This is a genomic window from Pseudomonas sp. KH_046_1 (assembly GCF_057839025.1).
In genome coordinates, this window is sequence record NZ_CM174481.1 from 6,077,839 (window position 1) to 6,098,634 (window position 20,796).

Genomic DNA, 20,796 nt, shown 5'->3' on the forward strand with positions numbered 1-20,796 from the left:
CGCCTCAGCTCTGGGATGCGGCTTTGGGCAGAATGTCGTTGGCGACCATCTCACCGAACGGGCTGACATAACCGGCACTTTTCGGCAACTCGGGACGCTCGACATCGAGGTGCGGGAACAGCAACTCGGCCACCCGGTACGACTCTTCCAGGTGTGGATAACCGGAGAAGATGAAGGTATCGATGCCCAGGTCCGCGTACTCCTTCACGCGGGCGGCCACGGTCGGACCATCGCCCACCAGCGCCGTACCGGCACCGCCGCGCACCAGACCGACGCCGGCCCACAGGTTAGGGCTGACCTCCAGATTGTCGCGGTTGCCGCCATGCAATGCGGCCATGCGTTGCTGACCGACCGAATCGAAACGCGCCAGGGAAGCCTGGGCACGAGCGATAGTCTCATTGTCGAGATGGGAGATCAGCCGATCCGCGGCTTTCCATGCTTCATCGTTGGTTTCGCGCACGATCACATGCAGGCGAATGCCGAAGCGCACGGTGCGCCCGAGCTTCGCGGCCTTGGCTCGGACCTGCTCGATTTTTTCCGCGACCGCGGCCGGTGGCTCGCCCCAGGTCAGGACCATTTCCACCTGTTCGGCGGCCAGATCCTGTGCGGCTTCCGAGGAACCACCGAAGTACAGCGGCGGACGCGGTTGCTGGATCGGTGGATAGAGCAATTTCGCCCCCTTCACGCTGATGTGCTGACCGTCGTAATCGACGGTTTCACCTTCCAGCACCCGGCGCCAGATGCGGGTGAATTCCACCGAGGCCTGATAGCGTTCTTCGTGGCTGAGGAACAGACCATCGCCCGCCAACTCTTCCGGATCACCGCCCGTCACCAGGTTGAACAATGCACGCCCACCGGACAGTCGATCCAGGGTCGCGGCCTGACGCGCCGCCACCGTCGGGGAAATGATCCCGGGGCGCAGGGCGACAAGGAACTTCAAGCGCTGGGTCACCGGAATCAGCGATGCCGCCACCAGCCACGAGTCTTCGCAAGAGCGACCGGTGGGGATCAGCACCCCGCCAAAACCCAGGCGATCCGCTGCCTGTGCGACTTGCTGCAGGTAGCCGTGATCGACGGCGCGTGCGCCTTCGGCGGTACCAAGGTAATGGCCGTCGCCGTGGGTAGGCAGGAACCAGAAAATATTGAGGCTCATGGAGTGGTCTCCTTGGGGAGTCGATTTATTGGGCTTTGGTTACTGAGCTTTGGGCAACGGCAGCCGGCGGCGTCCAGATCACGTCTTTGATGCTCAACTGCTTGGGAATCAGCTTGAGCTGGTAGAAGCTGTCGGCGATTTTCTGCTGTGCGGCGACCACTGCCGGGGTGAGGAACAGCGCGCCATAGCCCTGGCGTTTCACCGAAGTCAGGGTGATGTCTGCTGGCAGGCCGAGCAGCGGTGAAACCTGTTGGGTCACCTCTTGCGGGTTAGCCCTGGACCACTCGCCCACCGCGCGCACTTCTTCCACCAGGGTCTTGATCACCTCGGGATTTTTCTGCGCATAAGGCTTGGTTGCCAGGTAGAACTGATGGTTGTCGACGATGCCCTGGCCATCGCGCAGGGTGCGCGCTTGCAGCTGTTGTTCGGCGGCGGCCTGGTACGGATCCCAGATCACCCAGGCGTCGACGCTGCCACGCTCGAACGCGGCGCGGGCATCGGCTGGCGGCAGGAATACGGTCTGGATGTCGGTGTATTTGAGGCCGGCGTCTTCCAGCGCACGCACCAGCAGGTAGTGCACGTTGGAGCCCTTGTTGAGCACGACTTTCTTGTCCTTGAGCTCTGCTACCGATTTGATCGCCGAGTCCTTCGGCACCAGGATCGCTTCGCTGTGCGGCGCTGGCGGTTCATAGGCGACGTAGAGCAAATCGGCACCCGCTGCCTGGGCAAACACCGGAGGCGTTTCGCCGGTGACGCCGAAGTCGATGGAGCCGACGTTCAGGCCTTCAAGCAGTTGCGGGCCACCGGGGAATTCAGTCCACTGCACGTCCACGCCTTGGGCGGCGAGGCGTTTTTCCAGAGTGCCTTTGGCTTTGAGCAGCACCAGGGTGCCGTATTTCTGATAGCCGATTCTTAACGTCTCGGCCTGAGCTTGAGTAATGGCGCCGAAGGTGACAGCCGCAGCAAACAGAGCGACCAGACCACGACGCAAAATGACAGGGCGCATGGCGCTCTCCTTTTTGCAGTTGGGTTTTGGCTGCACCTGCTTGCCCGTTGACGGGCGAGTAAGGCCAGTACTTCAATTTTTCGGTGAGGCTCAAATGCTCCAGCGAGCACTCAACAAGCGATCATTCAACAGGTTCGGGTCGAGCGGCTTGGGCCGTCGCGCCATGGCGCTGAAAAACAGCTCCAGCGATTCATTCAGTCGTTGTTCCAGCTCCGGCGCCAATTGCGCCAGGGCGCTGCCTTCGCCGTAGGCGATCTGGCTGTCGACGGCGAAAATCCCTTGCAGCATTTCCTGGGCCTTCAATGCCGACAGCACCGGCTTGAGCGCGTAATCCACCGCCAGCATGTGAGCGATGCTGCCGCCCGTGGCCATTGGCAAAACCACCTTGTGGCTCAAGGCGCGTTCGGGCAGCAGATCCAGCACGACTTTCAGTGCTCCGGAAAACGATGCCTTGTATACCGGTGTGGCGATCAGCAGGCCATCGGCGTTTTCAATCTGTTGCAACAGGTCGACCACCTTGGGGCTGTCGAAGCGTGCGTGCAGCAAGTCCTCGGCCGGGAAGTCCCGCACCTGATAACTCACCACTTCCACGCCCTGCCCTTGCAACCAACGCTGGGAGCGATCCAGCAGCACCCCGGAACGAGAGCGCTGACTGGGACTGCCACCGAGTGAGACAACCAACATTCAGACGATTCCTTGCACGGTGTTGGCGATTCGCGGCTTGCGATCTCGCTTCGATGGAGTGACCTTAACAGTTGATTTATATATCCATAAATCATATTTATTCATTTGGTTATGCACTAAAGAAATATGCAATCCGATTTCTTCCAGGCAAAAAAGCAGGCCGTCGAAACGGCCTGAAAATCCCCTGCTTTGTGGATTAACTATGACGTCTGTAGTGCCTGGACTATCGCCTTCGCGAGCCTGCTCGCGAAGGCTTTTCAGTCACACCACAAAAAAGACTGGCTCACCGGTTCGGCTGCGGCGTCAGGCGCAGGTAAGGCTTGACCGCCCGATAGCCCTTGGGAAAGCGCTGCTTGATTTCATCCTCATCCTTGAGCGACGGCACGATCACCACCTCATCACCGTCCTGCCAGTTGGCCGGTGTGGCCACCTTGTAGTTATCGGTGAGTTGCAGCGAGTCGATCACCCGCAGGATTTCATTGAAGTTGCGGCCGGTGCTCGCCGGGTAGGTAATCGTCAGCCGGACCTTTTTCTTCGGGTCGATCACGAACAGACTGCGCACGGTCAGGGTGTCGTTGGCGTTGGGATGGATCAGGTCGTAGAGGTCCGAGACCTTGCGGTCGGCGTCATCCAGGATCGGAAAGTTGACCACGGTGTCCTGGGTTTCGTTGATGTCCTCGATCCACCTATGGTGCGACTCCACCGGGTCTACCGACAAAGCGATGGCCTTGACGCCGCGCACTGCGAACTCATCCTTGAGCCTGGCGGTGAAGCCCAATTCCGTGGTGCACACCGGTGTGAAATCCGCGGGATGGGAAAACAGCACGCCCCAGCTATCGCCCAGCCACTGATGGAAACGGATGGTGCCGGCGCTGGAGTTCTGTTCGAAATCGGGGGCGATATCGCCAAGTCTGAGACCCATGGTGCTGCTCCTTCTGAGTGCTTGATGGGTTCAACTGTGCCTGTGTTTTTTATCTATTAAAAAGAATAAATATCGATTTATTTAGATCATAAAGAAATATTAAATATCTGTTCACTGGACGTGCTCGTACAACCAGCCGAACATCGCCCCCAAGGTTCGAGAAGGCCTTGAGTTGCTGCAAAGAGGGAAGTTCAAGGCGGGATTACGGGGGTGAACCCGTCTTGAAAGTGTAAAAGCCCCGCCCGGTGCAATACCGGGCGGGGCTTTTTTGTCTCGGTTACGCGAGCGCTATTACAGCAGCGGGATCGAGTAGCTGACGATCAGGCGGTTTTCGTCCTGCGAACGCGTGTTCGGCAGGTCGGTGCGCCAGGTCGCGTTTTTCCACGCCAGGCCCAGGTTTTTCAGCGGACCTTCCTGAACGACGTAAGCCAGGCTCAAATCGCGCTCCCACTCGGAAGCACCATTGGCCGCCTCGCCACCCTTAGCGTTAACGGTATCGATATTGTCGCCGTGCAGGTACACCAGACCCGCCGTCAGGCCAGGTACGCCAACCTTGGCGAAGTCATAGGAGTAGCGTGCTAGCCAGGTACGCTCGCCGGCACGGCCGAACTTCTGGATTTGCGAGTCGGTGATGGTGTAGTTCGACGAACCGTCGCCCTGGTTCAGCCAAGGGAAGTCACTGCTGCCGTTGCTGACCTGATAACCACCACCAAAGGTGTGACCGGCAACGGTGTACAGGAATAGGCCGCTGTACAGGTTGTTGTCGACCTTGCCTTTGCCATTGGCTGCACCACTGTAGTTGCCAGTGGTGAAGTACAGAGGGTCGTGACCGTTGGCACCGTCGTCGGAGCTGTTGAAGTAACGCAAGTCAGACTTCAACACGCCAGGGCCGATGGCCCAGTTGTGCACCAGACCCAGGAAGTGTTGCTTGTAGAACTCTTCCAGGTTGCCGTAGTAGTACTGGGCCGTCAGGTCCTTGGTGAGCTTGTAGTCACCGCCGGCATAAATGAATTTGTTGCTGTCGCGGCCTGTAGCGGATCGGCTGTTGGCGCCGGAGATAGACAACTGCTCGTTGTTGCTCGAGTTACGACCTTTTACCTGCTCGATCTGACCGCCGATCAAGGTCAGGTCCTTGATGTCGCTCGAGGCGAGCTGGCCGCCCTGCCAGGTTTGCGGCAACAGACGACCGTCATTGGTCACGATCACCGGCAACTTTGGCTGCAAGGTACCCAGCTTCAGCTCGGTCTGGGAGATCTTGGCTTTGGCAGTCAAACCCAGGCTGGAGAAGTCATCAACCGCTTCGCCGTTGGACTTGCTCGGGAACACGGTGCCGCCGTACGAGTTGTTGCTCGCGCCGTTGGTGCCGCCACCGGAATCCAGTTTGACGCCCAACAGGCCGATCGCATCGATACCGAAGCCGACGGTGCCTTGGGTGTAACCGGAGATGAAACGCAGATCGAAGCCTTGGCCCCATTCTTCGTTTTTGTTCGGACCAGTGCCGTCACGGTAATCAGTGTTGATGTAGAAGTTACGCAGCCCCAGTGTTGCCTTGCTGTCTTCGACAAAACCCGCGGCGCTTGCCTGCTGGGTCAAAACCCCGACGGCCACAGCGATGGCCAAGGTGGACTTGTTCATGTTTCGCTCCTCTCGTTTCTAATTCTGATGTTCCTGGTCCCGAATCGATTGCCCGGGATCCTGAATGCATAAATTCGCGGCAAACCGTCTGAGCCGGTCGTTTGGCGGGCCGCAGGATACATGGCCTTAAAGCCAAAAAGAATTTATTGATGCTTTTTAATATCGTCTCGGAATATGACTTCCCACGACAGATCCGAGGTATCGGCGGCTAGGCCAATTCCTGAACCTGATCGTTGGTCGAGGGACGAAACTGCCAAATCCGAGCTCTAGGATGAGTGTCGGACAGACGCACTTTAAGCGGGATATTTAAAAACTAAAAAGAATAATAAATAATCACTAAAGATCTTTATGGAATATTAAAAAACAGACAAAAAAAACCTCGCCAGCAGGCGAGGCTTTTTTACAAGGCTTGTTACAGGAAGCTGTAGGTGTAGTTGAAGATCAGACGAGTCTGGTCAACATCAGGGTTGTTGGAGACTTCACTGCCACGGTAGACGCCATTACGCAGTGTTACGCCGAAACCTTTGAGAGCACCCTGCTGGATGGTGTAGTCGATCCGCATATCGCGCTCCCACTCGGACCCATCAGGGCCGCTGCCGTTGGTAGCCTTGATGTTGTCGCCATGCAGGTAGGCGATCGAAGTTTTCAGGCCCGGCACGCCCAGTCCGGCGAAGTCATAGGAGTACTGACCGAAGGTGGTGTTTTCACCGGCACGAACAAAGCCGTTGATCATGGCGTCGGTGAACAGGTAGAAGCTGGCGCCGCCGTTCCCTTCCGGACGGCCATTGCTATCAACCACGTTGCCCTGGTTCAGGAAAACGAAACCGCCATCATCGTTGACGCGCTGATGGCCGACCAGGAAGGCGTTGCCACCCAGGGTGTAGGTGAACATGGCGCTCCAGGTCTTGTTATCGACCTCGCCCGGGGTCTTGGCGAAACCGTTGTTGTTGTTGAAACGGAAACCCGGATCACCGTTCTTGCCGTCGGAGCTGCTGTCGAAGTAGCGAATATCAGTCTTGAAGGACTGCTTGGCGTCGATCGGAAACACGTGGATCAAGCCAAGGAAGTCCTGCTTGTAGTAGTCCTTCAGATTCGAGTGGTAGTACTGCAGGGTCAGGTCCTTGGTGACCTTCCAGTCAGCACCACCGTAGTAGAACTTGTTGCTGTCCTCTGTACCGCCAGCCACGGCCAAGCCGGTGGAGTTCGAAGAGGCGCGACCTGCCGAGTGCTCCAACTGACCTGCGTTGAAGGTCACGTTGTCGATTTCTTTCGAGGTGATGGTGCCACCGTCAAAGGTCTGTGGCAGCAGACGACTGTCGTTCGCGACCAGAATCGGCAAGTTGGGTGCCAGAGCGCCACCCAGGTGGGCCTCGGTCTTCGAGAAGCGCGCCTTGACGTTGGCCGCCGCACGGCTCCATTCGTGTACGGCCGAACCATCGGTGTCGCTTGGGAAAAAGGTGTTGGCATCCGGATGGTGCCCCTTGCCGCCATCCAGGTGGATACCCAGCAGTGCCTGGGCGTCGATACCGAAGCCGACAGTACCTTGGGTGAAACCGGACAGATAATCGAATTTCAGGCCTTCCGCGGACTCTTTCTGATCCGCACCGCCTTCACGGTTATCGTTGTTGTAATACATGGTCCGGGAACTGATGGACGCCTTGCTGTCCTCCAGGAAACCTGCGGCGCCTGCCTGCTGCGCCAAAACCCCAACGGCCACGGCCAAAGCCAAGGTGGACTTGTTCATTGTGTAGCTCCTCTCGATTCTAATTCTTGTATTCCTGGTCTCGAGTCGTCGCCCGAAATCCTAAGATGCGCGATTAGCGCCAGACCGTGACCCACAAGTCAATCGTAACCATGTGTGTCTACGACCATAGTCTAACCCCCGATTTTTTGGTCCCTGCCGGGTCATGAATTCGTCATGAACCTGAAAAGAATTACCCGCTTCTTTTCTAATACCGTTTAGGAATTTAGCGCTCAATTTCCAGATCCCCCAGAACAGAGGGTTCGGCTCATAAGCTAATTCCTAAACGGTATTTATTTTTGCTTTTTTAGATCGATTAGTTTCTGACGCAATTCGGAAACAAATCCTTACCGAAAGGCAGCCCCATGACGACCAAACGCGCACTATCCGGAGCAATTGTTACAGTTTGTATATCTCTCGCATTTTCTTTCACCGCCCAGGCGGCGAACCTCACCGTCGGCTATCAAACCGGAATCGACCCCAGCAAAGTCCCCCAGGCCGATGGCCTTTATGAAAAAACCATCGGCCAGCCCATCGACTGGCGGCGCTTCAACAGCGGCCCGGAAGTGGTCACGGCGATTGCCTCCGGCGATGTGCAAATCGGCAATCTCGGCTCCAGTCCGCTGGCCGCTGCCGCCTCGCGCAACCTGCCGATTGTCGCGTTCATCGTCTCGGCCCAGATCAATGCCGCCGAAGCGCTGGTGGTGCGCAATGGCAGCGGCATCGAAAAACCGCAAGATCTGATCGGAAAGACCATCGCTACACCTTTCGTTTCAACCTCCCACTACAGCCTGCTTGGTGCGCTGAAGCACTGGGGCCTGGACAGTTCGAAAGTCAAAGTGGTGAACCTGCAGCCGGCGGAAATCGCGGCAGCCTGGAAGCGTGGTGATATTGATGGCGCGTTTGTCTGGTCGCCCGCCCTGGGGGAAATCCGCAAGACTGGCAAGACCCTGACCGACGCTGCGCAGGTGGGCCAATGGGGTGCGCCGACCTTTGAGGTATGGGTAGCGCGTAAGGATTACGCCGAAAAACATCCGGAGGTCGTGGCGAAATTCGCCAGGGTCACCCTGGACTCATTCGCTGACTACGCCGCCCATAAAGACCAATGGACCGTTGATTCGGTGCCTGTCCAGAAAATCGCCAAACTGACTGGTGCCAACGCCGTCGATGTACCGGAGCTATTGGCCGGTTCCGCCTTCCCGGATGCCAAGGCGCAACAGAGCACCGCGCTGCTGGATGGCGGCACGGCCAAGGCCATTGGTGAGACGGCGAAATTCTTGAAGGAGCAAGGGAAGGTGGAGACGGTGTTGCCGGATTATTCGCCGTATGTCAGCGCGAAGTTTGTCACTGAGTAATTGCTGAAGGCTGCTGTGCGCCCATCGCGAGCAGGCTCGCTCCCACAGGGATACTCGGTCAACTGTGGGAGCGAGCTCGCTCGCGATGAAAGCGACGCGGTCAGAGGGCTTTTTCGAAGATCTTCGAATTACGCTGATAGTTGTACAGCGACGCCCGCGCCGACGGCAGACGGTCAACGCTGCTTGGCACAAAACCACGCTCGCGGAACCAGTGAGCGGTGCGGGTGGTAAGGACGAATAAAGTCTTCAAACCCTGAGCCCGGGCGCGGGTCTCGATGCGCTCCAGCAATTCATCACCGCGACCGCCATGGCGATATTCCGGATTCACCGCCAGGCACGCCAGCTCACCGGTATCCGAATCGGCAATCTGATACAGCGCCGCGCAGGCGATGATCATGCCTTCGCGCTCAACCACACTGAACTGCTCAATCTCACGCTCCAGCACTTCGCGGGAACGGCGCACCAGGATGCCCTGCTCTTCCAGCGGGCTGATCAAATCCAGCAAACCACCGACGTCTTCAATGGCCGCTTCGCGCACCACTTCGAACTGCTCCTGCGCCACCAGCGTACCGCCACCGTCACGGGTGAACAGTTCGGTCAGCAGTGCACCGTTCTCGGCATAACTGACGATATGACTACGGGCCACACCGCCACGACAAGCTTCGGCAGCGGCATCCAACAGTTCCGCCTGATAGTTACTGCCCAGGCGCTGCAAATGCGCCGGCACCTGTTGCGGACGCAATTCGCGCACCAGCCGCCCGTTTTCGTCGATCAACCCCAGTTCGGCTCCAAACAGCAGCAGCTTGTCCGCCCCCAGCTCGATGGCCGCCCGCGTAGCGACGTCTTCACAGGCCAGATTGAAAATCTCCCCGGTCGGCGAGTAGCCCAACGGCGACAGCAACACAATGGAGCGCTCGTCCAGCAGACGGTTGATGCCCTTGCGGTCGACCCGACGCACTTCGCCGGTGTGGTGATAGTCGACGCCTTCAAGCACGCCGATCGGCCGGGCCGTCACCAGGTTACCGCTGGCTACCCGCAGGCGCGAGCCCTGCATCGGCGACGAAGCCATGTCCATCGACAGGCGAGCCTCAATGGCAATGCGCAACTGGCCAACCGCGTCGATCACGCACTCCAGGGTCGCGGCATCGGTGATGCGCATGCCGTGGTGGTAGTGCGGGGTCAGGCCACGGGCCGCGAGGCGCGCTTCGATTTGCGGGCGGGAACCGTGAACCAGCACTAGACGCACACCCAGGCTGTGCAACAGCACCAGGTCGTGGACGATATTGCCGAAATTCGGGTGTTCAACGCCGTCGCCGGGCAGCATGACGACAAAGGTGCAATCGCGGTGGGCGTTGATGTAAGGCGAAGCGTGACGAAGCCAATTGACGTATTCGGGCATGAACCTGGGCCTGTAATAAATAGCAGCCGAAAAAAGGGCGAAACTGAAAACGCACAGCGGGCTGATGGTTATCGTCGGAACAGGCTTGGCGACACGCGCGCTCTCCTCATGAATACGGGTTTGGGTACCGGCAATTTATACAGCTTGTCAGGCAAATCACAGACCCTGTGTAGGAGCTAGCTTGCTCGCGATGAACGCAAGGACGACGCGTCCATTCAGAAAGATCGCGTAATCGTTGACGCCCTTCGCGAGCAAGCTCGCTCCTACAGGTCAGCGGACTGTCAGGCAGTAATGTTCGATCAGTTGCCTTAATAGATGCACCGTAGGCTGCAAACGTGACATTTCGAGGTATTCCCCCGGCTGGTGGGCACAGGCGATATCACCCGGGCCAAGCACCAGCGTTTCACAGCCAAGGCGCTGAAGATAAGGTGCTTCGGTGCCGAACGCCACTGCTTCGGCGCTGTGACCGGTAAGCTTTTCGGCAAGGCGCACCAACTCGGCGTCCTCGGCCTGTTCGAAGGGCGGCACTTCGGGGAACAACGGCGCGTAGGTGATCTTCACCTGATGCCGCTCGGCAACCGGGTTGAGCTTCTGCAGGATCTCTGCACGCAAGACCTTGGGGTCCATGCCGGGCAACGGGCGCAGATCAAACTCCAGCGAACACTGGCCGCAGATGCGGTTGGGGTTGTCGCCGCCATGGATGCAGCCGAAATTCATCGTTGGTGTCGGCACGCCGAACTGTGGATTGCGGAATTCGCGCTGCCACAACAGGCGCAGGCCACGCAGTTCACCGATCGCATCGTGCATGGCTTCCAAGGCGCTGTGGCCCAGGCGCGGGTCCGAGGAATGCCCGCTCTGCCCGAGGATGTCGATGCGCTCCATCATGATGCCTTTGTGCATGCGGATCGGCTTGAGCCCGGTCGGCTCGCCGATCACCGCCGCCCGCCCCAGCGGTCGCCCCGCCTCGGCCAGCGCGCGGGCACCGGACATCGAACTTTCTTCATCGCAGGTGGCAAGAATCAGCAACGGCTGTTTGAACGGCTGATCGAGCAGCGGTTTGACCGCCTCGATGGCCAGGGCGAAAAAACCCTTCATATCGCAACTGCCCAGGCCGACCCAACGACCGTCGACTTCAGTCAGCTTCAGCGGGTCGGTTTGCCACAGCGCGCCGTCGAACGGCACGGTGTCGCTGTGCCCGGCCAGCACCAGGCCGCCAGGGCCGGAGCCGAAACTGGCCAGCAGGTTGAACTTGCCGGGGCTGACCTGTTGGATCTCGCAGGTAAAGCCCAGCTCACCGAGCCACGTCGCCAGCAGATCGATGACCGGGCGGTTGGATTGATCGAGACTGGGCTGTGTGCAACTGACCGACGGTGCGGCGATCAACGCTGCGAATTGTTCTTTCATCGACGGCAATGGCATCGCTGACTCCCGGCACCCGAATTGAGGTCCATCATAGAACCAACCGATGACAGGAATAAACCGTCTCGGCGCGTACTAACCTTGAGTCCTGTACACTGCACGACCTTGGCAGCCACACATTCCCCCGGCTGCGCTCCCGATCCTGGATTTTCCGGCCATGCAGAAAGAAACCGAAATCAAACTCCGCGTCAGCCGCGAAACCCTCGCCGCCCTGCGCGAGCACCCGTTACTGAAAAAACGCAACAAAAGTGGCTGGGAACGCCGTGAGTTGATGAATCAGTACTTCGACACGCCCGAGCGCGACCTGGCCCAGGCCAAAGTCGCCCTGCGCCTGCGCAAGGATGGCGACGAAGTGATTCAGACCCTCAAGACCCGTGGCCAGAGCGTCGCCGGCTTGTCCGAGCGTAATGAATTCAACTGGCCCCTGCCCAAGGCCAAGCTCGACCTGAAGAAACTCGACGGCGAATGCTGGCCCGAGGAACTGGCCGAGCTCGACAAGAAGACCCTGAAGCCGATCTTCACCACCGACTTCGTCCGCGAACGCGCGGAAATCGCCTGGGGTCGCGGCAAGACCAAAGTGGTCATCGAAGCCGCGCTGGACCTGGGTCATGTCGTGGTCGGCAAGCAGAAAGAAGAAATCTGCGAGCTGGAACTGGAACTGCGCGAAGGCGAGCCGGCAGCCCTGCTGGAACTGGCCGCCGAGCTGGCCGAGAAACTGGCCCTGATGCCCTGCGACATCAGCAAGGCCGAGCGCGGTTATCGCTTGTACGACGCCCACAGCTATTCGTTGAGCCTGCCGGCGCCGCAGATCACCGCCGAAACGCCGCTGGACGACGCGTTCGCCGCGCTGAGCTGGCATTTACTGGGCAGCAGCCAGCGTCTGGCCGAGCAGTATCGCTTCAACGGTCACTGGCGCCTGTTGCAGGACTGGGTCGAATGCCTCGCGGAAATGCGCGCGCTGATCAGCAGCCTGGGCCAGGCCGCACCACGTCAGTCGACCCACGATCTGCGTATCGCCCTCGATGCCTTGCTGGAAGACTGGCGCCCGCTGGTCCAGGCCGGCCTCGAAGATGAAGATGTGCGCAAAGCCGCGCCCGAGCAGTTCCTCGAAGAACTCGAAGACCCGCGCTGGGGCCTGTTCTCCCTGACCACCTCGCGCTGGCTGCTGGCCCGCACCTGGGCCGCCGACCGCAACACCCGTGGCAATCGCCAGGGCGCTGCGCAACTGGGCAGCTGGTTGCCGCGCCTGCTGGGCGAAGAAGCCACTTCGTTGCAACTGCAACGTTACCAGCAACAACCGGAAGACCTGGCCGAGCAACTGCCGCGCATCGAACGCATCCAGGTCTGGCTGCACCATGCGCGTAACGTGCTGGAGATCCCGGAAATGGATCGCCTCTACGGCGAGCTGAACAAGCTGGCGCAACTGGCCAACGAATCGATCACCGATGAAGTTCTGGATGCGCGCAAGCAGCAGGCAATCGCGGTTTATCAGAACCGTGCCTGGAAAATGTTGCTGCGTCTGTAATAGTGCCATCGCGAGCAAGCTCGCTCCCACAGGATCTGTGTCAGATCACGCATCGTGTTCCAACACAAAACACTGTGGGAGCGAGCTTGCTCGCGATGAGGCCAGCACATTCACCGCAAAATCTCAGACCGGCAAACTGGTAGTCGACTTGATCTCCGACAACGCCACGATCGAATTCACCTCCTGAATCCCCGGCACCATCGACAGCTTTTCGAAGAAAAAGCGCTCGTAGGCCTCGATGTCCGCCGTGACAATCCGCAGCAAGAAATCCACCGCCCCCATCAGCACGTAACACTCCAGCACCTCCGGAAAGCCGCGAATCGCCTCGGTGAATTCGGTGAAGTTCGAACGCCCGTGGGCATTGAGTTTCACCTCCGCGAAAATCTGCGTGTTCAGGCCGATTTTCTTGCGGTCGAGCAAGGTCACCTGGCCGCGAATGATGCCCTCCTCTTTCATCCGCTGAATCCGCCGCCAGCACGGCGATTGCGAGAGCCCCACCTGCTCGGCGATCTGCGCGCTGGAAAGCGAAGCATCCTCTTGCAGCAAGGCGAGGATCTTACGGTCGTAGCTGTCCAGTTCGCTTTGCATAAAAAAACCCTTAACCGAACAACAAGTGAATTGATTGATTCTTCATTTCCGTAATACAGCCAATCATAGAGAAGAAATACCCGGCACAGGATGTAAACATTTCTCCAATGATTTTGGAGCCAGACCATGCCGTATCTCGAAGCCGTGAACACCCCACCCGCCCGCGCCGATGTCTGGAATGTCGGCAACACCCATTGCCGGGTTCGCTATCAAATGCTGGCCGAGGCAGAACCGGACCTGCTGTGTCGCGCCCTCAATCTGTTCGCCCTGCAATTGCTCACACCGGTGCAGGTCAACGCGCAGCGCCAGGACGACTGGTTGACCATCGAGATCGTCATCGACGGTTTGAGCTGGCACCGCGCGCAAGTGATTGCGGAAAAACTTCGTAACCTGATCAGCGTCTGCTCTGTGGAGCTGCAAGAAGCCGATGCCCCATGGGCCGAAGCGGCTCAAGCGGCGGGCTGAAAAACTCCGAAACGGCTTCGTCGGGTAGTGGCCCAGCGGTCAGCCGGGCCACGACTATCCTTTGCGCACTGTCGTTCAAAAGGAGCCCGCATGTCCGTACATCTCGCCTTTCAGGACCGCTGGCTGGATCTCAATGACCTGCTGCGCGAACTGGTCGCCCAAGGCTTTATCAGTCAGGATTCGGCCGAACACGCGCTCAATGCCCGCCGCCGCAACGCCTCCCTTGGCCAGATGCATCCGCTGGAGTTCATTGCCAGCCAACAGCTGGACGATCTCAGCCGTCCCGGCAAACCGCTGGACCTCGAGAGCCTGACCCTGTGGCTGTCCCGGCAGGCCGGTCAGCCTTACCTGCGCATCGACCCGTTGAAAATCAATGTCGCGGCCGTGACCCCGCTGATGTCCTATGCCTTCGCCCAGCGCCACAAGATCCTCGCGGTAGCGATCGATCGCGAGGCAGTAACCGTGGCCAGCGCCCAGCCTTATGTCAGCGGCTGGGAGGCTGACCTGACCCACGTGCTCAAATTGCCGATCAAGCGTGTGGTAGCCAACCCAGTGGACATCCAGCGCTTCAGCGTCGAATTCTTCCGCCTGGCCAAGTCGGTCACCGGGGCGAACAGCGCCGACCCGCAAGTCAGTACCCTCGGCAATTTCGAACAGCTGCTCAACCTCGGCGCCAGCGACCAGGAGCCGGACGCCAATGACGCACACATCGTCAATATCGTCGACTGGCTGTTCCAGTACGCGTTCCAGCAGCGCGCCAGCGATATCCACATCGAGCCCCGGCGCGAACAAGGCACGGTGCGCTTTCGCATCGACGGCGTGCTGCACAACGTCTATCAATTCCCGCCCCAGGTCACCATGGCCATCGTCAGTCGCCTGAAAACCCTGGGGCGCATGAACGTCGCGGAGAAACGCAAACCCCAGGACGGCCGGGTCAAAACCAAGACCCCGGACGGCGGTGAAGTCGAACTGCGCTTGTCGACACTGCCCACGGCCTTCGGCGAAAAAATGGTCATGCGGATCTTCGATCCGGAAGTATTGCTCAAGGACTTCGACCAGCTTGGTTTCTCCGCCGACGACCTGCGTCGCTGGCAAGACATGACCCGCCAGCCCCACGGCATCATCCTCGTCACCGGGCCGACGGGTTCGGGCAAGACCACCACCCTCTACACCACCCTGAAAAAACTGGCGACACCGGAGGTCAACCTCTGCACCATCGAAGACCCGATTGAGATGGTCGAGCCGGCGTTCAACCAGATGCAGGTCCAGCACAACATCGACCTGACCTTCGCCGCCGGGGTGCGCGCGCTGATGCGGCAAGACCCGGACATCATCATGATCGGCGAGATCCGCGACCTCGAAACCGCGGAGATGGCGATCCAGGCTGCGCTCACCGGGCACCTGGTGCTGTCGACCCTGCACACCAACGACGCGCCCAGCGCCATCAGCCGCCTGCTGGAACTCGGCGTGCCGCACTACCTGATCAAGGCCACGCTGCTCGGCGTCATGGCCCAGCGACTGGTGCGGACCCTGTGCCCGCACTGCAAGGCGCCGCTGACGCTGGGCGAAGACGACTGGCAAACCCTGACCCGTCCCTGGCAAGCACCGTTACCAACCAATGCCCAGCGTGCCATCGGTTGCGTGGAATGCCGCGACACCGGTTATCGCGGTCGCGCCGGGGTCTACGAAATCATGCAACTGAGCGACAGCATCAAAGCGCTGATCAGTCCCGACACCGATCTGTTGGCCGTACGGCGCCAGGCATTCAAGGAAGGCATGCGCAGCCTGCGGCTGTCAGGAGCGCAAAAGGTCGCCGCCGGGCTGACGACCATCGAGGAGGTTCTGCGAGTGACGCCCCAGAGCGAGCAGAACTGAGCCCGGCTGTACTTATCCGGCATCGGCACAGCTACACTCCAGCGATTGCAACTCCACAGATCCACACATCAACAAGGAATCGTTATGCAGATCGGTAGTGTGCTTTTGCTTTTTGTCGGCCTGGTGGTCGCCATTCTGTTCATGGGTTTCAAGGTCGTACCCCAAGGCTTTGAATGGACCGTCGAGCGTTTCGGTCGCTACACCAACACGCTCAAACCGGGGCTGAACGTCATCATTCCGGTCATGGACCGCATCGGGCGCAAGATGAATGTGATGGAAAGCGTGCTGGATATTCCGCCGCAGGAAGTCATCACCGCCGACAACGCCACCGTGCAAATCGACGCCGTGTGCTTCTTCCAGGTGGTCAACACGGCCCAGGCGGCCTATGAGGTCAATAACCTCGAACACGCCATCCGCAACCTGCTGCAAACCAACATCCGCACCGTGCTCGGCTCGATGGAACTCGACGCCATGCTCAGCCAGCGTGACGGCATCAACGAAAAACTGCTGCGCACCGTCGACGAAGCGACCGCGCCGTGGGGCATCAAGATCACCCGGATCGAGATCAAGGACATCAGCCCACCCGCCGACCTGATGGCGGCGATGTCGGGGCAGATGAAAGCCGAGCGGATCAAGCGTGCGCAAATTCTGGAGGCCGAAGGCCTGCGCGCCGCAGCGATCCTGACCGCCGAAGGCAAGAAGCAGGCGCAGATCCTCGAAGCCGAAGGCAGTCGCCAGGCTGCCTTCCTGGAGTCCGAAGCCCGCGAGCGGCAAGCCGCGGCAGAAGCACAGGCGACCAAAGTGGTGTCCGAAGCCATCGCCAGCGGCAACGTGCAGGCGGTCAACTACTTCGTAGCGCAGAAGTACATCGATGCGCTGGGCAAGTTGGCCTCAGCCAACAACAGCAAGGTGATCCTGATGCCGCTGGAGGCCAGTTCGATGATCGGCGCGGTGGGCGGCATTGGCGAAATCGTCAAGGCCACTTTCGATAACAAGAAAGCCTGAGGCGCGCCATGTGGGCATTTTTGCAGCACCTCTCGTTCTGGGACTGGTTGGCGCTGGGCACAGTGCTGTTGATTCTCGAAGTGTTCGGCGCTGGCGGTTACCTGCTGTGGATCGGCATGGCCGCGGCAGCCGTGGGCGTCTTGATCTTCCTGCTGCCGGACCTGTCCTGGGAATGGCAGTTTCTATTGTTCAGCCTGCTATCGATCACCACCGCGTTGTACTGGTGGCGGCGTCAGCGCACGGCGGCGCGTCCGAGCGATCAGCCGCACCTGAATCTGCGCGGCCAGGAACTGATCGGCAAGACCTTCGTGGTGCATGAAGCGATTGTCGACGGTCGCGGCAAGATCAAGGTGGCCGACGGCGTGTGGATGGCCCGCGGGCCGGACTCCGCCATTGGCAGCCGCGTGCGGGTGGTCGGCCAGCAAGGCGCGATCCTGCTGGTCGAAGCGGAGGAATAGGCAACCACGGAACTCGATTGGGGGTTGGCAATCCAACCGCGTAGTCAACCCAGTGGAGTCACCCTGTCATGCGTTTCAAACTTGCTGTCGCTACCGTCGCGCTGTTGTCCCTGCCTGTCGGTTCGGCGATGGCCGATACTTTTTGGCGTAACGTTCTTACGTCCGGTGCAACCACCGGTTCGAGCTATCTGACATCCAAGGATAACAAGCTGGTCGTCGCGGCCCAGGACGATGCCAGCAGCTTCGTCGCCAGTGATGGCAGTATCCGCGGTCCGTACCTGGAAGCGGCCATGCAGAAAGTCCGCGCCGACAACCCTGGCCTGCAAGCCACGGACATGGAGCTGGCGAACGCGATCCTGGCGAAGAATGCCGTGGCTTCTGAATAAGCGTTGCGAATGAAAAATGCCGCTCACATGAGCGGCATTTTTTTGCCTTGCGAACACAAATCCCATGTTCACCGAGCCTCCCTGTAGGAGCGAGCCTGCTCGCGATTGCGGTGGATCAGTGAAATCTTCAGTGACTGTCACACCGCAATCGCTAGCAGGCTCGCTCCCACAGGAGTCATGAGTTGCCTGGGGTGTCAGCGATAGTCATCCACCGGCACACACGCACAAAACAGGTTCCGATCCCCATACACGTTGTCCACCCGGTTCACCACCGGCCAGTACTTGTGAGCCTTGGTGTGCGCGTCCGGCGTGACCGCTTGCACGATGCTGTACGGCCGCTCCCACACGCCGGTGATGTCGGCCAACGTATGCGGCGCACCTTTCAACGGGTTTTCTTCAGCCGGCCAGTTACCGTTCTGCACCTCGTTGATTTCCGCGCGGATGCTCAACATCGCTCCGATAAAGCGGTCCAGTTCCGCCTTCGACTCACTTTCGGTCGGTTCGACCATCAGCGTCCCCGGCACCGGAAACGACATGGTCGGGGCATGGAAGCCGTAGTCCATCAGGCGCTTGGCCACGTCCTCCTCGGTAATGCCGGTCAACGCCTTGAGCGGTCGCAGGTCGAGGATGCATTCGTGGGCCACCCGCTCGTTGCGCCCGGTGTAGAGCACCGGGAAGGCACCGGACAAATGCCGCGCCAGGTAATTTGCGGCCAGGATCGCCACTTCGCTCGCGTCCGCCAGCTGCGGCCCCATCATCGCGATGTACATCCAGCTGATCGGCAAAATGCTTGCGCTGCCCCAAGGCGCTGCGCTGACGGCACCATTTTGCGGGTGCGGCCCGTCGATCGGCACCACCGGATGGTTGGCCACGAACGGCGCCAGGTGCGCCCGAACACCAATCGGCCCCATGCCCGGCCCACCGCCGCCATGGGGAATGCAGAAGGTCTTGTGCAGGTTCATGTGCGAGACATCGGCACCAATGTCGGCCGGCCGCGCCAATCCGACCTGGGCGTTGAGGTTGGCGCCATCCATGTACACCTGACCGCCATGCTGGTGGATCACTTCACAGATTTCGCTGATGCCTTCCTCATACACCCCATGGGTCGAAGGATAGGTCGCCATCAGGCAGGCGAGTTTGTCTGCGGCCTGCGCGGCTTTTTCCTTGAGGTCATCCAGGTCGACGTTGCCCGCCTCGTCACACTCGACGATCACCACGCGCATCCCGGCCATTTGCGCCGACGCGGGATTGGTGCCATGAGCCGACGAAGGAATCAGGCAGATATCGCGGCCGCCCTGATGACAGCTCTCATGGTATTTGCGGATTGCCAGCAGCCCGGCGTATTCACCCTGGGCACCGGAGTTGGGCTGCATGCAGATCGCGTCGAAACCGGTGATCGCACACAACCAGCGCTCCAGTTCTTCGATCATCAGCCCATAACCGGCAGCCTGTTCCTTGGGCACGAACGGGTGCAGATTGGCGAACTGCGGCCAGGTAATCGGGATCATCTCGCTGGTGGCGTTGAGCTTCATGGTGCAGGAGCCCAGCGGGATCATCGATTGATTGAGCGCCAGATCCTTGTTTTCCAGTTGTTTGAGGTAGCGCAGCATCTCGGTTTCGCTGTGATGGGCGCTGAACACGGGATGGCGCAGATAAGGCGAAGTTCGCGCCAACCTTTCGGGAATTCCGCCAGGCAGGACCTCTGCATCCAGGTCATCGATGCTGAGCCCGTGATCGGCCCCCAGGAACACGTCGAACAGCTTCGCCACGGTGCCTTCGTCACAGGTCTCGTCGAGGCTCAAGCCCAGTTGGCCGCGCCCGAGAATGCGCAGGTTGATCTGCGCGGCCCGGGCACTTTCGATGATGGCGGTCTGGGCTCCGCCGACTTCCAGGGTCAGGGTGTCGAAGAAGTGCCGGTTGACCCGGGTGATACCGTTACGCTCAAGCCCGGCGGCCAGGATGCAGGTCAGCCTATGTACCCGCTGGGCAATCCGCTTCAGCCCTTCGGGGCCGTGATAGACCGCATAGAAACTGGCGATATTGGCCAGCAGCACCTGGGCCGTGCAGATGTTGGAGTTGGCCTTCTCCCGGCGGATGTGTTGCTCGCGGGTTTGCAGGGCCATGCGCAGGGCGATGTTGCCCCGCGCATCTTTCGAAACACCGATGATCCGCCCGGGAATTGCCCGTTTGTATTCATCGCGGCTGGCAAAAAATGCCGCGTGCGGCCCGCCGTAGCCCATGGGCACGCCAAATCGCTGGGACGAGCCGAACACCACATCGGCACCCAGTTCACCCGGCGGGGTCAGCAACAACAGGCTCAACAAATCCGTGGCGACACAGGCCAGGGCCTGTTGCGCGTGCAGGTGATCGATCAACGGCCGCAGGTCGTGGATTTCACCGTGGGTGTCGGGGTACTGCAGCAGCGCGCCGAACACCTGGTGCTGCTTCAAGTTATCCACAGCGTCGACGATCAACTCGAAACCGAAACCTTCAGCGCGGGTCTGCACCACGGAAATGGTTTGCGGGTGGCAGTTTTCGTCGACAAAGAACAGGTTGCTTTTGGACTTGGCGACCCGCTTGGCCAGGGCCATGGCTTCCGCCGCGGCGGTGGCTTCATCGAGCAGCGAGGCATTGGCCAGCTCCAGGCCGGTCAGGTCGATGGTCAGTTGCTGGAAGTTCAGCAGCGCTTCGAGCCGCCCTTGGGCGATCTCTGGCTGATAGGGGGTGTACGCGGTGTACCAGCCGGGATTTTCCAGCACATTACGCACAATGACCGCCGGTGTAAGGGTGCCGTGGTAGCCCATGCCGATCAGGCTGGTCCAGACCTGGTTCTGCTCGGCATAACCGCGCAGTTTGGCCAGCGCGGCCTCTTCATCGAGTGCCGGGGGCAGGTCCAGCGCGCGGTTGAGGCGGATGCCCGGCGGCACCGTTTGCTCGATCAATTCGACCCGACTGCCCAGGCCGAGGCTGTCGAGCATCGCCTGTTGCTCGGCGGCATCGGGCCCGAGGTGGCGGCGCAGAAAGGCATTGGGGTCGCGTAACTGGCTCAGGGACGGCAATTGGGACATGACGGGCTCTCTCTTGACTGGCGCTCAGCGTCGATGCAACACGGTCAAACCAGCATAGCAGCCACTCTGTAGGAGCGAGCTTGCTCCGGGCGGCGATCCGACGATGACCCCG

At 59.9% G+C, this 20,796-nt stretch carries 17 protein-coding genes; 7 read left to right on the forward strand and 10 right to left on the reverse strand.

From position 1 onward, the window contains the following. Positions 1 to 4 precede the first annotated feature (4 nt). The 6 genes from ssuD to AC3IT9_RS27920 form a co-directional block, all read right to left on the reverse strand. Positions 5 to 1,153, reverse strand: coding sequence for an FMNH2-dependent alkanesulfonate monooxygenase (gene ssuD / locus AC3IT9_RS27895; RefSeq protein WP_057712845.1), 1,149 nt, complete (start codon positions 1,151 to 1,153; stop codon positions 5 to 7). A gap of 25 nt (positions 1,154 to 1,178) precedes the next feature. Next, positions 1,179 to 2,159: a sulfonate ABC transporter substrate-binding protein gene (locus AC3IT9_RS27900; RefSeq protein ID WP_489271468.1), complete on the reverse strand. Its 981-nt coding sequence runs from the start codon at positions 2,157 to 2,159 to the stop codon at positions 1,179 to 1,181. A gap of 90 nt (positions 2,160 to 2,249) precedes the next feature. Beyond that, complete coding sequence (ssuE, locus tag AC3IT9_RS27905) at positions 2,250 to 2,843, reverse strand: NADPH-dependent FMN reductase (protein WP_150755033.1); 594 nt, start codon at positions 2,841 to 2,843, stop codon at positions 2,250 to 2,252. A 283-nt stretch (positions 2,844 to 3,126) separates the two neighbouring features. Next, positions 3,127 to 3,765 (reverse strand): peroxiredoxin, encoded by a 639-nt coding sequence (locus tag AC3IT9_RS27910; RefSeq protein ID WP_423503720.1) that lies wholly within the window; start codon positions 3,763 to 3,765, stop codon positions 3,127 to 3,129. A 291-nt stretch (positions 3,766 to 4,056) separates the two neighbouring features. Then, positions 4,057 to 5,400, reverse strand: a complete 1,344-nt coding sequence (locus AC3IT9_RS27915; protein ID WP_489271469.1) for an OprD family porin — start codon at positions 5,398 to 5,400, stop codon at positions 4,057 to 4,059. A gap of 412 nt (positions 5,401 to 5,812) precedes the next feature. Next, positions 5,813 to 7,144 (reverse strand): OprD family porin, encoded by a 1,332-nt coding sequence (locus AC3IT9_RS27920; protein WP_150724977.1) that lies wholly within the window; start codon positions 7,142 to 7,144, stop codon positions 5,813 to 5,815. 362 nt (positions 7,145 to 7,506) lie between these two features. On the opposite strand from AC3IT9_RS27920, the gene tauA reads away from it, so the two are divergent. Beyond that, positions 7,507 to 8,496, forward strand: a complete 990-nt coding sequence (tauA, locus tag AC3IT9_RS27925) for a taurine ABC transporter substrate-binding protein (RefSeq protein WP_423503724.1) — start codon at positions 7,507 to 7,509, stop codon at positions 8,494 to 8,496. 100 nt (positions 8,497 to 8,596) lie between these two features. Here tauA and argA read toward each other — a convergent pair whose 3' ends face one another. Then, entirely contained in the window at positions 8,597 to 9,895 is a 1,299-nt protein-coding gene (argA, locus tag AC3IT9_RS27930; RefSeq protein ID WP_053163667.1) for an amino-acid N-acetyltransferase, read from the reverse strand. 270 nt (positions 9,896 to 10,165) lie between these two features. Next, positions 10,166 to 11,314, reverse strand: coding sequence for an acetylornithine deacetylase (gene argE / locus AC3IT9_RS27935; RefSeq protein ID WP_489271470.1), 1,149 nt, complete (start codon positions 11,312 to 11,314; stop codon positions 10,166 to 10,168). A gap of 157 nt (positions 11,315 to 11,471) precedes the next feature. Here argE and AC3IT9_RS27940 point away from each other — a divergent pair, with 157 nt between their 5' ends. Then, positions 11,472 to 12,839, forward strand: coding sequence for a CYTH domain-containing protein (locus AC3IT9_RS27940; RefSeq protein WP_150724973.1), 1,368 nt, complete (start codon positions 11,472 to 11,474; stop codon positions 12,837 to 12,839). A gap of 123 nt (positions 12,840 to 12,962) precedes the next feature. Here AC3IT9_RS27940 and AC3IT9_RS27945 read toward each other — a convergent pair whose 3' ends face one another. Then, positions 12,963 to 13,427 carry an Lrp/AsnC family transcriptional regulator gene (locus AC3IT9_RS27945; protein WP_008015415.1) on the reverse strand — a complete coding sequence of 155 codons (465 nt, stop codon included), beginning with the start codon at positions 13,425 to 13,427 and terminating at the stop codon, positions 12,963 to 12,965. 126 nt (positions 13,428 to 13,553) lie between these two features. Here AC3IT9_RS27945 and AC3IT9_RS27950 point away from each other — a divergent pair, with 126 nt between their 5' ends. The 5 genes from AC3IT9_RS27950 to AC3IT9_RS27970 all read left to right on the forward strand — a co-directional run bounded on the left by AC3IT9_RS27950 (position 13,554) and on the right by AC3IT9_RS27970 (position 17,616). Continuing rightward, positions 13,554 to 13,892, forward strand: coding sequence for a hypothetical protein (locus tag AC3IT9_RS27950; protein WP_489271471.1), 339 nt, complete (start codon positions 13,554 to 13,556; stop codon positions 13,890 to 13,892). A 90-nt stretch (positions 13,893 to 13,982) separates the two neighbouring features. After that, on the forward strand, positions 13,983 to 15,767 hold the full coding sequence (tfpB, locus tag AC3IT9_RS27955; RefSeq protein WP_489271472.1) for a type IV pilus assembly ATPase TfpB: 1,785 nt from the start codon (positions 13,983 to 13,985) through the stop codon (positions 15,765 to 15,767). A gap of 84 nt (positions 15,768 to 15,851) precedes the next feature. Then, a complete protein-coding gene (locus AC3IT9_RS27960) occupies positions 15,852 to 16,772 on the forward strand; it encodes an SPFH domain-containing protein (RefSeq protein ID WP_056726404.1) in 921 nt (306 codons plus the stop codon). 8 nt (positions 16,773 to 16,780) lie between these two features. Next, entirely contained in the window at positions 16,781 to 17,230 is a 450-nt protein-coding gene (locus tag AC3IT9_RS27965) for an NfeD family protein (protein ID WP_150757499.1), read from the forward strand. 68 nt (positions 17,231 to 17,298) lie between these two features. After that, positions 17,299 to 17,616, forward strand: coding sequence for a DUF2388 domain-containing protein (locus tag AC3IT9_RS27970; protein WP_056726402.1), 318 nt, complete (start codon positions 17,299 to 17,301; stop codon positions 17,614 to 17,616). A gap of 194 nt (positions 17,617 to 17,810) precedes the next feature. Here the strand turns inward: AC3IT9_RS27970 and gcvP are convergent, their stop codons facing one another. After that, a complete protein-coding gene (gene gcvP / locus AC3IT9_RS27975; protein WP_150753893.1) occupies positions 17,811 to 20,684 on the reverse strand; it encodes an aminomethyl-transferring glycine dehydrogenase in 2,874 nt (957 codons plus the stop codon). Between the last annotated feature and the right edge of the window lie 112 nt (positions 20,685 to 20,796).